We start from the raw sequence: 14,583 nt of genomic DNA, 5'->3' as shown, positions 1-14,583 counted from the left end.
CTTTATTTCGATAGTGCTAATTAGATACATTAATTTTCTTTGGGAGAAACATTCCCATGAACATAATGATCCTTTAACTGCCTGCACCAGGACACTAATGTATTAGCTCTTCGTGGGATAGTATCTCCTGTAAGCGAAGGGCAGCACTTAGTTAAAAAATCTTCTGCAGTCCCCGGATCGATATCAGCAAGGCTAGTAATTTCGCAATGATTCATCCATGCCCAAGCGCACTCACTTGCTTCAAAAGCATTTGCTGCAATCCTGTATTTTGTTGGTATATCGGAGAGGGCAACTCGTTGTCCCTGCGGTGTTAACTCACCATTGAACTCAAGTAATCCTAGAATAAGTGCTGAATGCTTATAATAATCAACAAGTCGCGCATTAACTTTTAAGGTTTCTGCCGTGATAGGTTCGTTATTCCATTTAAGTTCAATATACAAGAAAACTTTGTCTATATCATTTCCTTGCGGCACTTTGATTGATGAAATATATGTTAATGCACGATGCTTAAGTCGTGATAAATAAATTTCAGCATCTATTTTGAATATTTTTATAGTGTTGCTTGTATCAGCGGATGAACGTAATTCAAAATCAATACTAGATAACTCAATCGATTTCAGAAAGTTGAGGAATACTTTTATATCAATATCACTTTGAGTGAGTAGAGGGATTATATCCTTCTTATGAACCATAAGTGTTGATACTTGGTTCAAAAAACTCTCAAATTTTGTCAATTCTTCTGCATGCAGTGAAATGGCAAAAGAGCCATACCGTGCATTTAAAGCTTGCAGATTTCCCTTCACACCTCGAGATTTATTGAAGCCAAGTACTAATTCGCTGAACCGATCACATACTTGGCTCATTCCCTCTAATGTGATGTTTTTCTTTGATTTTTTATTTGTTTTAGATACGATAATCTCATGTGTCGGTATGAGGTTATTTTCAAGCAAGCTGGGCGCATATATCACAACTCGTTTGACATAAATTTCAGGCTTTGGAAGGCTGATTTCAGCTATTTTGTTTTTGTGCTTAAAATGAATTTCCATTTCATCATCAGCAGAAAAAGGTAGTTTAATATCGTAAAAATATTCCTGTTCTTGATGCTCAAGGATGCTACGTAAACTGATTTTTTCTTTTTCAAAAGCAATGATCCTTGCTTTTGAACACGGAATTACATACCAATTATCAAAAGTGGCATCATCACCAATCCAGTAAACAAAAAAAGTTGAACCAGTTTCATTTTCTGCATAGAAAACTTTAGGTCCATCAAATTCTAGGTAAACATTTATAATCCTAAGCTTACCAAAAGAAGGGTGACGGGCGAAAATATCCATTTATTTCACCTCGCTGAAATTCAGATGGATGTTACTGTTTTTTTTGAGCCATAGAGTTAAATGACCAGCCTCAAGCGTTTTTCGCATTTTCCCCATGCTGGAACTCACTGTCCCACATGCTAGTTTGCGCTGCCCTAGTCCTTGTGGCAGGAACGCTATCGCCTCCAGTAATAATTCTTTGCTGGACCATACACTAGTTCCGTATACCGCTTGTTTTTTTTCAAGCGTCTCACATCGTTCATGTCTGTGAGGTTGTTCCTGATGCGTTGCCAAGAAACAGGTTTCTGTAGGTGGTATCGATTTTACAAACCGGTACACAGTTCCTTCAGCATCCATCGCATCTTCAGGAGGTAGCTCCAGTTCAGGAGGAAAGAAATCGGGCCAACTATCCTTATTTTCGTCTTTCATCTCGTGTTTTCTTAAACATGTTCAACATCAGGTCCAGTCGTTAGTGTTGGGCCTGCATTATCTTAAAATGACATTGAATCAGATGAGTGTTGCAGTTGCATCTCTTTTGATCCAGAGAATTCCCATTCTAGTCGCATTTGCTAGTTGCAAAAACTTTTTTAGCATATGTCGTAGCGATAGAAACAATAATTTGATTACAAAAATTGTAATTCGAATGAGATCGCAAACTGTGTGTAACACTAGGATTGGCCTCGGTGATGCAACAGTAACTTGAGCTTCGTATTTTCCCAAGAACATCGTTCGTGGAAAGTCCATTAAAGTGAAACCAAAAATTTGCATAGGTTACACCAACAGCATGGCACCGCATCGGTAGTGGGCTCTTGATTTTCGAGAAGAAAAATTCTCGCAGTATGTTTCAGGCATGTCTTTAAACACTGGATGCATCACCCGCCCACATCATCCTCTCCCCGCGCTTTGCTGTTATCTGGTATGGCACAACCCATAATTTTAAGTTCTCTGAAAAAGCAAAATGCTGCTGTATCGGTTGGCTAAAGTCATCATGCGCAGGGTAAATCAGATACATCTCGCCTTTTCCACCAAGGTATTTTTGGCCGTAGGCAAACATTTGATAGAAGTCGGATTGTGCCAGTCCATACAATGGTTTTTTTTGCTGGCTGCCATTCACCAGCTTCCATTTTGTATCCATCACCATTTTGGTTTTAATCGGTTGCCGCGATTGAATCAACAAATCTGGGCGAAGTTTAAAGCATTCGTTAAGTCCATGCTTCACAAGGAAATAAGTGGCAGCCTGTGGTTTAACTTTAAGATGGGGAGGGAGTTCGTCAGGGAGAGTTTGTGTAACAAAGGATTCAAATACCGCTTCCATAGGGAACAAGAGCGATATCGCTTTAGTATTTCCCTGCAAGGCACTCGGGCTCATTCCTGCCAGGATCAACTGCGCCCAGGCCATTGGCTCGCTGTAATGAGCCATACCACGCTCAATGCGTAGGCTGTTTATATCGCTTTCAATATCCCGACTCAGTGGAATACCGTCAAAAGCAAAGCGCAGTTCGTAAAGCCAGCGTTGATTCTCAGATGAAAGCTTCAGGCTAAGTAGCTTATCCAGCGCTGAATGTAAGAGCCGATTGGCTGAACAATCCGGCATGTAGTCATCATAATCGACACAAAACTTATGACGATTCACCACGTTATGCCGCAATTGCGCGGAAAGCATCAGTTTGCCCTTCATAAAAGACAGATTACCTTGCTCGCTCTCATAGTCGGAGCGTAAACCTTGTTTAAGCAATTGACTGACGCTATGCAAAAACTGGCTGATAAAAATCTCGAGCAAAGGCATGCGCTGAGCCTGGAGAGTTGCCTGCTGGGTTTGTATATGTCGAAACCCTGGCAGGTGGCTTAGCATCGTGATGAATGTTTCTCTTGCACTCGCAGCAGTGAGGTTTTTACCAATCTTGGGTAGTATCTCAAGTTGGAAACCATGAGGTGTAGAAAGTATCCCCGCGTAGTTTTGCACCTGAAGCAATTTGAAACCTGAGCGTGAGGTGAGTTTGAGAAACTGGCTTCCTTGAATGCTTGTTAGGCTAAGTTCCTCCAAGTAGGCAAAGACTTCTGGATTTAAGTGCTTTGCTCCAGCTGGGGCTGAACCTTTACTTCCTAACAAATCATATTCAAAAACAGAGATCACTTCACCCATGGTTTACAGCCTGCTCATCAAGAGTGGTCTGTTGGGGTTGGTAAATAGCACGGTAAGCCTGTGGCCTGTTCCAGATCTCTTGATCGAATGCTGCGAGCTCGTAAGTTGTCGATTGCTGATCATGGCGTCGTAAATCATGGTTGTTACCAAAAAGCGTATCTAGATCGTCGGTTTTCTCAATCACGAATTGCAGGCTGTCGTCTTGCTTTTGGTTGTCTGCCAGCACCAGTCTGATTTTGTTCCAGTCATCGAAAAAGTATTCCTGCAACAGCGGAATGATCTTTTTCTGGAATGCGATCTTCAATTGTTTAAACGCAGCTTCTTCATCACCGACATCGAGTGCATTTTTTACCGGCATAAAGAATGCATGTCCTAACGTATGTTCACGATCGTAAAGTGCTTCGATGCGGCTGTTGAGTTTCTCTAACAACGACTCGAGTTCTATGCCTTTCACCTTACTTCCACTCAGCAAAGAGAGATCAGGCATCATCTCGACAAAGTCAAAGCGACGTCGCAAAGCAGTGTCCATCAGAGCTAAAGAACGATCCGCAGTGTTCATGGCTCCGATGATGTCGACATTGCCAGGTACACTGAAGTGATCACCGCTATAAGACAGTTGCAGGCTCATTGCATTGGACATACCCGCACGCTTGTCTACTTCAATGAGCGAAATCAGCTCGCCAAAGATCTTGGAGATGTTGCCGCGATTGATCTCATCAATGAAAATGGCGTAGCGATGTGCTGGATCGGCATTGGCACGCTGACACAGGCGCATAAAGATACCCGGCTCAATAGGGTAAGAGATATTGCCACTTTCGTCTGAGCGAGCGCGGATACCTTCAATAAATTCTTCATAGCCGTAAGATTGGTGGAACGTAACCACTGCAAAACGCTGGATGGCTTCGGCAGATTTAGGGCCGCGTTTAAGTTCGGCGTAGAGCTCTACCAAATCCTCCACTTGCTCGAGCTGCGAATCAACTAGCAACCATTCGCTATTATCTGTTTTGTTAAATACGGCAGGTTCACGACGATTCTTATAATCAACGGTTAACGACTCGGGAACAGTATAGGATTGCAAAGCAGCCCAGGCAGTATTCGATAAATTGCCATTACGACCATTTAATAATGCCTTACGTTGAAACCACGTATGCTCAATAATTTGGCGAACTTTTGCTCGTTTACCAAGATCGAGCAGTACCAAGGTTATGACTTGCATCCAGTTCAACGATTCAAGGCGAGAATCCAGCCAGGCATCACGATCGGCGGGTACAGCATGAGAGGTGTACTCTTTCATCTTTTGCTGCAACGTGAAAGTCTTGCCAGTACCAGGTGGACCAAAGTAGATCACGTTAGTTGGGGAATGCGCACGGGGTTTAATATCCGCAAACTCAGTGTTGGATATGGATATATTGCTGGAGGTTTTCTCCTGTCTCTGTTCGTTATCGCGTTCGCGTAATAATTCATAGAGATGCCAAATAGCCATATTCACGTAATAAGGATCTGCATTGGGAGATTGGGCGTGTATGGCTTGCTTCAATTGATTGTTTTTCTGCAACCAATTACCGTTCAGTGCCAAACCGAGGTGGAATTTCTTATTCAGAAAATCTGCCGCTTTAGTAAACGCATTCTCATCCACTGTACTGGTGCAGGTTTCTGGCGAAAACGCGGCAAAGACACGATTTCTCAAACTCCAATACATACGTTTCAGAAGTCCGGTTTCTTTGGCCTGCTTTAGAGCATCGCCAACATATTGGTAGGTTGCTTCATCCGGCTGCTGACGAATACGCTCGGTTAATTCTCTGAGCAGTGGCAGGCTTTGCTGATATTCCGCTAAAGATGGAACACCCTGGCGAATACTGGCAATGCCGTTACCACGTTCATACCAAAGCCGTTTGACCAAACCATCCGTTTCAGGCTCAGTAAAAGTTGAGGTTTGCTGTAGCAAAGTCGTAAATTCGCGGTATCGCTGATCCCACTTTGAAGCTGCGTAATTTTTATCTTTCGCCAGGGTATCAATCAATTCACTGAGCGTAAGCTTGCCTGCTTCGACACTATCCATAAGATCCATCGTGATGTTTCCTCTGCTCTGGTATTGCTTATTTTTATCCAGGGGGATGCGTCCTAACTTAGTCTTATCTTGCGTCAAGTTGCAGTCATATGTCTTGATCCAGATGTATGCTACAAGGCAGCATTTTCAAATGCCTGAGTTTCCTGCACATAAACTGGGCCTTGCTGGCTATAGCAGCTACTTATGAGTAGACGGCCCAGCGGTTCCCTTAATAGCCACTAAACTTTAAGTAATTGTATACGTTACTTTACCTCTGGATAAACGCAACCAGGAGTACCTGTGTTTGCGATACGCATGTCGCAAACAGTAAGGCTGGAACACCATTATGGTGATTGTTCGGGACGTAGTTCGCATTGGACATTTATGACATGACGTTCCCCTAGAAAGAACAATTTGGGGATATCGAAAGCAGGTCTTATGGAGTTATTATTTACGGGAAACGTTAATTCGATATTGTAGCCATTCTTCCAAATCACTTCTTAACCAGCGTGATGCTCTACCAAATTTAATAGGTTTTGGAAACTCGCCATCCTGTATAAGTTTATAGAACCATTTATTAGTTAGTCCTGTAAGAGATGTGATGAAGTGCATATCAATAAATTGATCTTCAAGCAGGGATGGTTTCATGTTCATTTTGATGTGTTCCGATTAGTGGAAATAATCGGAGCTGGTAGTCAATTTTCCATCACCGCCAGCTCCTCCACATCAATGGGTTCTGATGTAAAAAAGATTATGTGAATCACAAGGGCTTCAATAAGAAGCCCCTCACTTACTTTAAAAACTATTTACTTCTCGGTCTTCCTAATCCACTTGGTGGTGGTACTTCACTGCCACAATAAATTTGGGTTCCATTTTTCTGCTCTTCCTTCGCTAAATAACTTATGATATACCTTAACCCATTAATATCGTCTGGATTGCTGTATTCGATAAGCTTATTAATATTCTCTTTGTAATTGCTTTTACGTTCGCAACGATGGTGTTTCCCCTTGCCTTCAGTAACTTCTTTCCATAGTTCACCAATACGTACTGCAGTCGGAAATGGTTTACGCAGTTTCTGCCCATCAAGGTATACAACAGCATGAGCATGGAAATTACTGTTCTGGTTCTTTTCTATTACCCAGAAAAAGCCGATGACACCATTCTCCTCTTCAACACGGCTAAATAGTTTGCGCAGATCTGTCTCAAGTTCGTGATGGCTACTATCATTTTTGTCAGTGAATTTACTGTCGTATGAGAAATCTACTCTGATACCTATAGCTTTCGAGTATCGATTAATAACATCGTTAAGATGGTTGTTAATGAGATTGAGCAGAAACCAGTCCATAGTATATTTTTCGTTATGGGGGTAATTGTAGTCCATGTTATTTCCTCTGAGTTTGGGTTCAAAGGAAGGGGATGTGTTGTATTTTTTGTATGGAAGTTGATAACTGGAGTGTTGAGATAGTATTAATTAAACTAATTAACCTTAATTATTGTCCTTTCTTTTATGGGCATTTTTCCAAAGTCATATATTAGTGATGGAAATTTGCCCTGAGAGGTGGACATGCTTTAGTTACCTGATTCAATACATGGACTAAATGGATCAAGAGCGCACAGTCACACTCAAGCACTATCCTTAGTTGATATCGTGCATACTATAGTGACCATATGTAAAAAATCTTTCAACCCTTGCCGCAAAAGCACCTATCCCTGTAATTTCTGGTTTCAGGAGTGTAAACACTGTGGTTTCACGAAATTTAAGAAAGTATGAATTACTAAAATATTACTATTTGGTTACTTTAAAATCACTGTTTTTAGATTGGATAATTTCTTGATTTTATGTATTAATTATTTAATTATCATGGTTTGTAGTATCCTTTGATTTTAACCACAAGCAAAAAGGGTAAAGTTTGAGGGTGCGTTTGGGATTGATGTGTGTCTTAGAGAGGGCTGAGATATGGATGTGATTAAAAACTACAGACAAATAAGAGAGTATAAAAAATGCCTCGATCATATCGTTTATAAATGGAGCATGGCTGTTTCGGATAGTGAGAGGAGACAACTGGTATCCAGGGGTGACTATTATAAATTGGTGAGAGCTATAGTTAGCTCCTTTAAAGACAAAAAAAAGATAAAGGAAGCTGAGACTGAGTTGGCATCAGTTGTTAATAATGACTTGTTACCAGAGACGCATTTTCAATGGTTGCATGACAGCGATCGTATTGCGTGTTTTTCCTGGTATTACATTATGTTTTATCCAGCTAAAAACATATCAAGTATAATAAGTAATGGATGCACTATTTCAGGTGTTGCAGAAAAGTCTACTATAAAAAATTGTTGTATAGATATGGTCACCCGGGATGATTATGTGGATGCCATTATGCAGTATATTGACGAAATTCAATTGCCATTATCAGATAAAATAAAATACTTGTCAGAGATGCAACAGTTTTGGAGGAAAGAGTACAACGCATATCCACAACCCTTTGACTGGCTAAATAAAAAAAGTGAAGAGGATATTCAGTGGGCATGGGATTATATGGTTAAAAATCTCGTTCACTTTCCAATGAGCCCTATTAATAGCTACCAACGCTGGCAATTCATCGAAGCATCATTTTATACTTTACCAAAGCGAGATCTTACCGAACTGATTTCAATCAGAACCCGTAATCAAAAGAGAATGAGCAAGAAGGCTCAACAGGAAAATAATACTCAGGATTTGGAAGTTGTCAATTTTCAGTTGCATCACGAGAATGTTGATTATAAATCAAAATTCCTGAAGGAAATGAAGAATGCCTGGGCACAAAAAAACTGGCGAGAAAGAAGCAGAAGTGGTCAGAAGAAGGAAAAAGTTTCTAAGCTGGATAATGCAACATTGAAAAAACTTAATCAAATACAGCAGGAAACAGGTGAGGGGATAAGTGATATCATATCCAGACTTGTCGATGAAGAGCTCTCTCATTTTAAAAACAAAAATTTGTGGTCACATTAGTAGCGAATCTCAAATAATTTTAGACATATATCATCTTCCTGAACGTACCACTATAACGGCGAACCTAAAAATGGTTCGCCGTTTTTGTTTTCTTCTTTCAGGAGATGTCATGAAAAATCAGGAAGGCCTGCAGCCCCTGCAGAACTCACTTACGAGATTACCGCAATGGGCCTCAGAGCGGGTCATGCAGCAGATACGTCAGCTAACAAACTATGAGCCGGTCATCGGCATTATGGGCAAAACTGGTGCCGGTAAATCATCCCTCTGCAATGCCCTGTTTCAGGGCGAAGTTTCACCCGTCAGTGATGTGACAGCCGGTACCCGTGAGCCCTTGCGCTTCCGTCTGAAGGTCGGTGAGCGGAGCATGTTACTGGTGGATTTACCGGGCGTTGGTGAAAGCAAGGTGAGAGATGCAGAGTATGCGGCACTCTACCACCAGCAGTTACCGAAGCTTGACCTGGTGCTGTGGCTGATTAAAGCTGATGACCGCGCACTGGCTGTTGATGAGCAGTTTTACCATCAGGTTATTGGTGAGCAGTACCGGCACAGAGTGCTGTTCGTTATCAGTCAGGCTGACAAGATTGAACCAACAGATACCCTCGGTGGCGGATTATCAACTGCTCAGAAGCGCAGCATCAGCCGTAAAATCGTTGCCCTTCATGAGCTGTTCCAACCTGTTCATCCGGTCTGTGCGGTATCGGTGCGCACGAAGTGGGGACTCAGGGTTATGGCAGAGCGTATGGTCCGCAGCCTGCCGCGTGAAGCCAGCAGCCCGGTGGTGGCGCAACTGCAGTGCCCCTTTCGTACTGAGCAGGTAAAGGAGAAAGCGCGCAGTGATTTTGGTGAAACGGTCGGTGCCGCGCTGGATATGGTCTGCAATGTTCCCCTGATCCCCGCCCCGGTGCGTACGGTGATACGTGCCGTGCGTGACACCGTAGTCTCTGTGGCCCGCGCCATATGGGATTTTTTCTTCTGAGTTTCCTTCTTTTACTTCCTGTCGTTAATCCAGATATCTGAGGTATTACATGTCCCGTTTAGCTTCCCGCTTTGGTGCGGCGAACCTCGTTCGTCGTGACCGCCCACTGACTGATGATGAGCTCATGCGCTTTGTGCCCAGCGTGTTCAGTCAGGAAAAACATGAATCACGAAGTGCGCGTTATACCTATATCCCGACTATTACCCTGCTGGACAGCCTCCGCAGCGAAGGCTTTCAGCCATTCTTTGCCTGCCAGACCCGTGTACGTGACCCGGAGCGTCGCGAGCACACCAAGCATATGCTGCGCCTGCGTCGTGCCGGGCAAATCACCGGTAAGCAGGTGCCAGAAATCATTCTGCTTAACTCGCACGATGGCACCAGTTCGTATCAGATGCTGCCGGGGTTGTTTCGTCAGGTTTGCCAGAATGGGCTGATTTGCGGTGAGACCTTTGGCGAAGTACGGGTACCACACAAAGGCGATGTGGTGAGTCAGGTGATTGAAGGGGCGTATGAAGTACTGGGGATTTTTGACCGTGTAGAGGAAAAGCGCGATGCCATGCAGTCGCTTATGTTGCCACCACCTGCGCGTCTGGCACTCGCAAAAGCCGCTATCACGTACCGCTTTGGCGAGGACCGCCAGCCGGTAACCGAAGCGCAGGTCCTGACTCCCCGCCGCTACGAAGACTACAGTGATGACCTGTGGACCACCTATCAGCGCGTTCAGGAAAACCTGATCAAAGGGGGTCTGAGTGGGCGTAATGCGAAAGGGAGTCGCACACATACACGGGCGGTGCGCGGCATTGATGGTGACGTGAAGCTCAATCGTGCGCTGTGGGTGATGGCAGAGACAATGCTGTCGCAGTTTCAGGCTGCGTGAACTCACAGTTTGCACTGAAAAACGTTAAGGCAACGTTAAAGAATGACACACCCTGTCATTTTTCAGGCTCGTCAGTGAGCATTAATTAACCACAGCTGGCTGCAACCCCTGTTAACACTGAATTTCCGTGTATTAAGAAATAGTCCCCTCCGTTGACACACCCTGTCAGACCCCCTCTCTAGAATCATATTCCTTTCAGACAGTTAGCTCGTATGGAGAAATGATAATGACACAGACAGAGCGCCGCCACGACAGGCTGGCGATCAGACTGTCGCTGATTATCAGTCGCCTTGTCGCGGGTGAAACGTTAGATATGCGCAGACTGACCGCAGAGTTTGGTGTATCCGCACGTACCCTGTACCGGGATTTTCGCGAACGGCTGATGTATCTGGATCTCGAATGCCACAACGGTTGTTACCGTCTACGAGCCGGTAGCGGGGGCGGACAGGCAGAGCTGGATGTACTGACCTTTGCCCATCGCACGGGAATGGCGGGTTTATTTCCCGGTCTCGATCGCCGTCTGGTGAGCCTGCTGCTGGCCTGTGATGACGTACCCTGCCTGACCGGAGACAGTACCAGTGGCATTTCCACTTCTGCCTCGCTGTCTTTTTATCGCCTGATAAAAGCTATCACCACCTGCCAGCGCGTGACGCTGCTGGCTGACGGACTGCGTTGTGAACGGCTGGCTCCTTATCGGCTGATTGCAAAAGATGGCACATGGTACCTGGTTGCGGAACATCATGGGCACCCGGCGGTATTCACCCTGGATGAAATTCATACCATCCAGCCCACGAAAGAAACGTTCACCCGTAATAGGCGACTTTACCGACTGGTGGAGGATGAGGGTTTCATCCGGGCCCTGCCACATTTTCGCTGTATTCAACAGTCCCTGAAGTCCCTGTCTCTACCCTGATTTTTCACCGACCCACATCCGTTTTGCGGATGTGGGTCTTTTTTATTCTTTATTTAATAAGGTTAATACGATGAAGCAAAACCTGAACACCAGCTACCGGCTGGTATGGAATGAAGTTCTGGGCGCATTTGTTGTGGTCTCTGAGCTGGCGAAAGCAAAAGGAAAACGCAGCGGTGCGGTGCTGGCACTGGCTGTCGCCGGGTTGCTGGCAAGCCCTGCTGTGCTGGCTGATGGTCCTCCGGGCAATACCAGCATTATCGCTGCCGGAGACGTGGTGAACAATGCCGTTATCAGTAACCATGACACCCAGCTGGTTTCTGGTGTAGCGAATAACACAATCATTAATACCGGTCTGGAACACGGTGAGGATGACGAAGCGAATATCGGGGGCCAGTTTGTACAGCCAGGTGGCGTGGCAAACCAGACCACCGTTAACGATAACGGGTTGCAGGGCATACTGGCAGGCGGCAGCGCCACAGAAACCACAGTTAATAGTGGTGGTGGTCAGAGTGTGCATGGTCAGGCCTCAGATACCACGCTTGACGGCGGTACGCAGTGGGTACACAGCGGCGGTATTACCTCCGGCACGATCATTAATAAAGACGGGGCTCAGCTGGTAAAAGCCGGGGCACAGACATCCGGTAGTGTGGTGAATACCGGGGCACAGGGTGGCCCGGATGCGGAGAACGATGATGGTCAGTGGGTTGCCGGTACCGCAACTGATACCACCATTAATATCAATGGTCGGCAGATTATTGCGGCGGGCGGTATTGCGACCGGTACGGTCATTAAAGCCGGGGGCGACCAGAGTGTGCATGGTCATGCACAACATACCCGACTGGATGGCGGGAATCAGTACGTCCATTCCGGTGCCACGGCATCGGATACGGTGATTAATGCCAACGGCTGGCAGGTGGTAAAAGACGGCGCGACAGCGGACCACACCACAGTAAATAACAGCGGTAAGCTACAGGTTAACGCCGGGGGCACCGCCACCGATGTCACCATGAATGCTGGTGGGAAACTTGTCACCAGTACCGCTGCCACCGTGTCCGGGACGAACAGTCTGAGTAACTTCAGCGTGGATGCGGCGACCGCGAGCGCCACTAACGTGTTGCTGGAAAACGGCGGGCGTCTTGATGTACTGGGCAACGGCAGTGCCGATACCACTACGGTCAATCAGGGCGGTATTCTGGCTGTCTCCTCCGGCGGTAAGGCAGAGAATATCATCATGAATAGCGGCGGCGTGCTGATTGCCGATACTGGCGCAACGGTCAGTGGCACGAACGTTTCCGGCGTATTCGGAATTGATGCGGCAACCGGCAAAGCCAGCAACCTGCGTCTCGATAATGGCAGCCAGTTTTCCGTCCTGGGCAACGGCAGTGCGGATAACACCACCGTAGGGGCGGGCAGTACGCTGAATGTGGCGCAGGGCGGCACACTTACCGGCACCACCACCTTTAAAGACGGTGCGTCGCTGACGGGGAATGCTACCAACAACGGGCAACTGCACTTCAGCAACGGTAACGCGGCCATCAGTGGTTCGGTGAGCGGTGACGGTCAGCTACTCAAGGAGGGCGAGGGCACCCTGACGGTCAGTAACGGCATGTTGTCCCAGTCACAGGTGACCCTGAATCAGGGTACGCTGGTGCTGAATAATGCCATCATCAACAGCGATATCATCGCACAGTCCGGCACGCAGGTACGTCTCTCTGGTAACTCGGTCATGAACGGGGCAATTGACCCGACTGATGTCTCACTCGACAGTGGAGCAAGCTGGAATATTCAGCGTGGTGCGGCGGTGAAATCGGTGCTCGACAACCTGGATAGTGCCGGAACCATCAGCTTTACGCCAGCCACAGGCAGTCACTTTGTCCCTGAAACGCTGACGGTGACGAATCTGACGGGCCGCAATGGCACAATCAACCTGTCCATTCGCCTTGATGACCCGACTTTCCCGACCGATATGCTGGTGATTGACGGCGGTACGGCAACCGGTAAAACCTGGCTGAACTTCACCAACACCGGTGATGCCGGGCTGGGCCTTGCGACCACCGGCAACGGTATCAAAGTAGTGGATGCAATTAACGGGGCGACCACGGATGCCGGAGCTTTTGCACTGGGCCGTAAATTGCAGGCCGGGGCGTATAACTACACCCTGAACCACGGCAGTGCCGATGAAAACTGGTATCTCTCCAGCGAAGCCGGCTACCGTGCCGAAGTGGCACTTTACGCCTCTGTGTTTGCGCAGAGCATGGATTACGACCGGGCACTGGCCGGGACATACAGCCAGCGCAGCAGTGCGGTGAGCGATCAGGGGCTCTGGGGACGTATTCAGGGCGGGCATACCGGGCATGACGGTAACGGCGGCATTGCACAGGGCGACACGCCGGAAAGCAGCGGCAGCTACGGCTTTATTCAGCTCGGTGGTGACCTGCTGAAACATGATACCGGCTCACTCTCCCTGACCAGTGGCCTGTATGGTGCAGCAGGCAAGTCGCTGGTGGATGTGAAAAACGATGACCGCTCTGCGGCAGGCTCCGTACGCGACACGGTGTACAGTCTCGGGGGTTACCTGACGGCGTTTCATGATACCAGCGGGCTGTGGGGCGATGTGGTGGCACAGGGCTCCCGTCACAGCCTGAAGGCCAGATCCCATGACAACCGTTTCGACACCCGGGGCACCGGCTGGCTCGCCTCACTGGAAACCGGTCTGCCGTTTGACATCAGTCAGGGGCTGGTACTGGAGCCACAACTGCAGTACGTCTGGCAGGGGCTGTCTCTGGATAACGGTCATGATAACGGCGGCTACGTGAACTTTGGCGACGGCAGTGCACAGCATGTCCGCGCTGGTATTCGTTTCGGCAGTTCATCTGAAATGGACTTCGGTAAAGGGACCTCTACAGTCGCAGGCTTTGCTGACAGCATGAAGCACAGCGTCAGCGAGTTGCCGGTGAACTGGTGGGTACGTCCTTCTGTTATCCGTACCTTCAGCTCAGAGGGCGATATGAGCATGGGCACCGCGACAGCAGGCAGCAATGTCAGCTTCACCCCGTCTCAGGATGGTACCTCCGCCGACCTGCAGGCCGGTATTGAGGCGCGGGTCCGCCAGAACGTGACGCTGGGTGTACAGGGTGGCTATACCCGCAGCATCAACGGTAACAGTGCTGATGGTTACAACGGCCAGGCAACGTTGAAAGTCGCTTTCTGATAACGCATCTGCCCCAGTGACGGGCATCACATAACCACTTCAGGCCCCTGTTGCTCTCACCGCAGGGGCTTTTTGCATTCAATCCCCACACCGTTTCCTGTCTTTAGACTC

11 protein-coding genes are annotated in these 14,583 nt (G+C 47.2%); 5 read left to right on the top strand and 6 right to left on the bottom strand.

Annotation, left to right across the window (positions count from 1 at the left end; all coding sequences use genetic code 11):
• Positions 1-29: 29 nt before the first annotated feature.
• The 6 genes from AC3ISQ_RS17190 to AC3ISQ_RS17165 form a co-directional block, all read right to left on the bottom strand.
• Positions 30-1,334 carry a DUF6575 domain-containing protein gene (locus AC3ISQ_RS17190; protein ID WP_489348452.1) on the bottom strand — a complete coding sequence of 435 codons (1,305 nt, stop codon included), beginning with the start codon at positions 1,332-1,334 and terminating at the stop codon, positions 30-32.
• Positions 1,335-1,742, bottom strand: coding sequence for a hypothetical protein (locus AC3ISQ_RS17185; protein ID WP_489348450.1), 408 nt, complete (start codon positions 1,740-1,742; stop codon positions 1,335-1,337).
• A 427-nt stretch (positions 1,743-2,169) separates the two neighbouring features.
• On the bottom strand, positions 2,170-3,456 hold the full coding sequence (locus AC3ISQ_RS17180; protein WP_489348448.1) for an McrC family protein: 1,287 nt from the start codon (positions 3,454-3,456) through the stop codon (positions 2,170-2,172).
• Entirely contained in the window at positions 3,449-5,524 is a 2,076-nt protein-coding gene (locus AC3ISQ_RS17175) for an McrB family protein (protein ID WP_489348447.1), read from the bottom strand. The genes AC3ISQ_RS17180 and AC3ISQ_RS17175 overlap by 8 nt, the downstream gene beginning before the upstream one ends.
• Positions 5,525-5,950: 426 nt before the next feature.
• The gene (locus tag AC3ISQ_RS17170) at positions 5,951-6,157 is read right to left on the bottom strand and encodes a helix-turn-helix transcriptional regulator (protein ID WP_489348445.1); all 207 of its coding nucleotides are present in this window, start codon (positions 6,155-6,157) and stop codon (positions 5,951-5,953) included.
• Between the two features lie 148 nt (positions 6,158-6,305).
• Positions 6,306-6,884, bottom strand: a complete 579-nt coding sequence (locus AC3ISQ_RS17165; protein ID WP_489348443.1) for a YagK/YfjJ domain-containing protein — start codon at positions 6,882-6,884, stop codon at positions 6,306-6,308.
• A 576-nt stretch (positions 6,885-7,460) separates the two neighbouring features.
• Here AC3ISQ_RS17165 and AC3ISQ_RS17160 point away from each other — a divergent pair.
• From AC3ISQ_RS17160 to AC3ISQ_RS17140, 5 genes are all read left to right on the top strand, one after another.
• Complete coding sequence (locus tag AC3ISQ_RS17160) at positions 7,461-8,495, top strand: hypothetical protein (RefSeq protein WP_489348441.1); 1,035 nt, start codon at positions 7,461-7,463, stop codon at positions 8,493-8,495.
• Between the two features lie 109 nt (positions 8,496-8,604).
• The gene (locus AC3ISQ_RS17155; protein ID WP_489348440.1) at positions 8,605-9,471 is read left to right on the top strand and encodes a GTPase family protein; all 867 of its coding nucleotides are present in this window, start codon (positions 8,605-8,607) and stop codon (positions 9,469-9,471) included.
• A gap of 49 nt (positions 9,472-9,520) precedes the next feature.
• Positions 9,521-10,348 (top strand): DUF932 domain-containing protein, encoded by an 828-nt coding sequence (locus AC3ISQ_RS17150; RefSeq protein WP_489348438.1) that lies wholly within the window; start codon positions 9,521-9,523, stop codon positions 10,346-10,348.
• 226 nt (positions 10,349-10,574) lie between these two features.
• Entirely contained in the window at positions 10,575-11,261 is a 687-nt protein-coding gene (locus AC3ISQ_RS17145; RefSeq protein WP_489348436.1) for a helix-turn-helix transcriptional regulator, read from the top strand.
• A gap of 70 nt (positions 11,262-11,331) precedes the next feature.
• Entirely contained in the window at positions 11,332-14,472 is a 3,141-nt protein-coding gene (locus AC3ISQ_RS17140) for an AIDA repeat-containing protein (RefSeq protein ID WP_489348434.1), read from the top strand.
• Positions 14,473-14,583 lie beyond the last annotated feature (111 nt).

This window comes from Serratia sp. KH_031 (assembly GCF_057839655.1).
This window is presented reverse-complemented; position numbering and strand designations above follow the sequence as displayed.

Excerpts from the sequence above, each read along its gene's own strand:
- AC3ISQ_RS17190 (WP_489348452.1), bottom strand. The coding sequence starts at position 1,334 with ATGGATATTTTCGCCCGTCACCCTTCTTTTGGTAAGCTTAGGATTATA.
- AC3ISQ_RS17185 (WP_489348450.1), bottom strand. The coding sequence starts at position 1,742 with ATGAAAGACGAAAATAAGGATAGTTGGCCCGATTTCTTTCCTCCTGAA.
- AC3ISQ_RS17180 (WP_489348448.1), bottom strand. The coding sequence starts at position 3,456 with ATGGGTGAAGTGATCTCTGTTTTTGAATATGATTTGTTAGGAAGTAAA.
- AC3ISQ_RS17175 (WP_489348447.1), bottom strand. The coding sequence starts at position 5,524 with ATGGATCTTATGGATAGTGTCGAAGCAGGCAAGCTTACGCTCAGTGAA.
- AC3ISQ_RS17170 (WP_489348445.1), bottom strand. The coding sequence starts at position 6,157 with ATGAACATGAAACCATCCCTGCTTGAAGATCAATTTATTGATATGCAC.
- AC3ISQ_RS17165 (WP_489348443.1), bottom strand. The coding sequence starts at position 6,884 with ATGGACTACAATTACCCCCATAACGAAAAATATACTATGGACTGGTTT.
- AC3ISQ_RS17160 (WP_489348441.1), top strand. The coding sequence starts at position 7,461 with ATGGATGTGATTAAAAACTACAGACAAATAAGAGAGTATAAAAAATGC.
- AC3ISQ_RS17155 (WP_489348440.1), top strand. The coding sequence starts at position 8,605 with ATGAAAAATCAGGAAGGCCTGCAGCCCCTGCAGAACTCACTTACGAGA.
- AC3ISQ_RS17150 (WP_489348438.1), top strand. The coding sequence starts at position 9,521 with ATGTCCCGTTTAGCTTCCCGCTTTGGTGCGGCGAACCTCGTTCGTCGT.
- AC3ISQ_RS17145 (WP_489348436.1), top strand. The coding sequence starts at position 10,575 with ATGACACAGACAGAGCGCCGCCACGACAGGCTGGCGATCAGACTGTCG.
- AC3ISQ_RS17140 (WP_489348434.1), top strand. The coding sequence starts at position 11,332 with ATGAAGCAAAACCTGAACACCAGCTACCGGCTGGTATGGAATGAAGTT.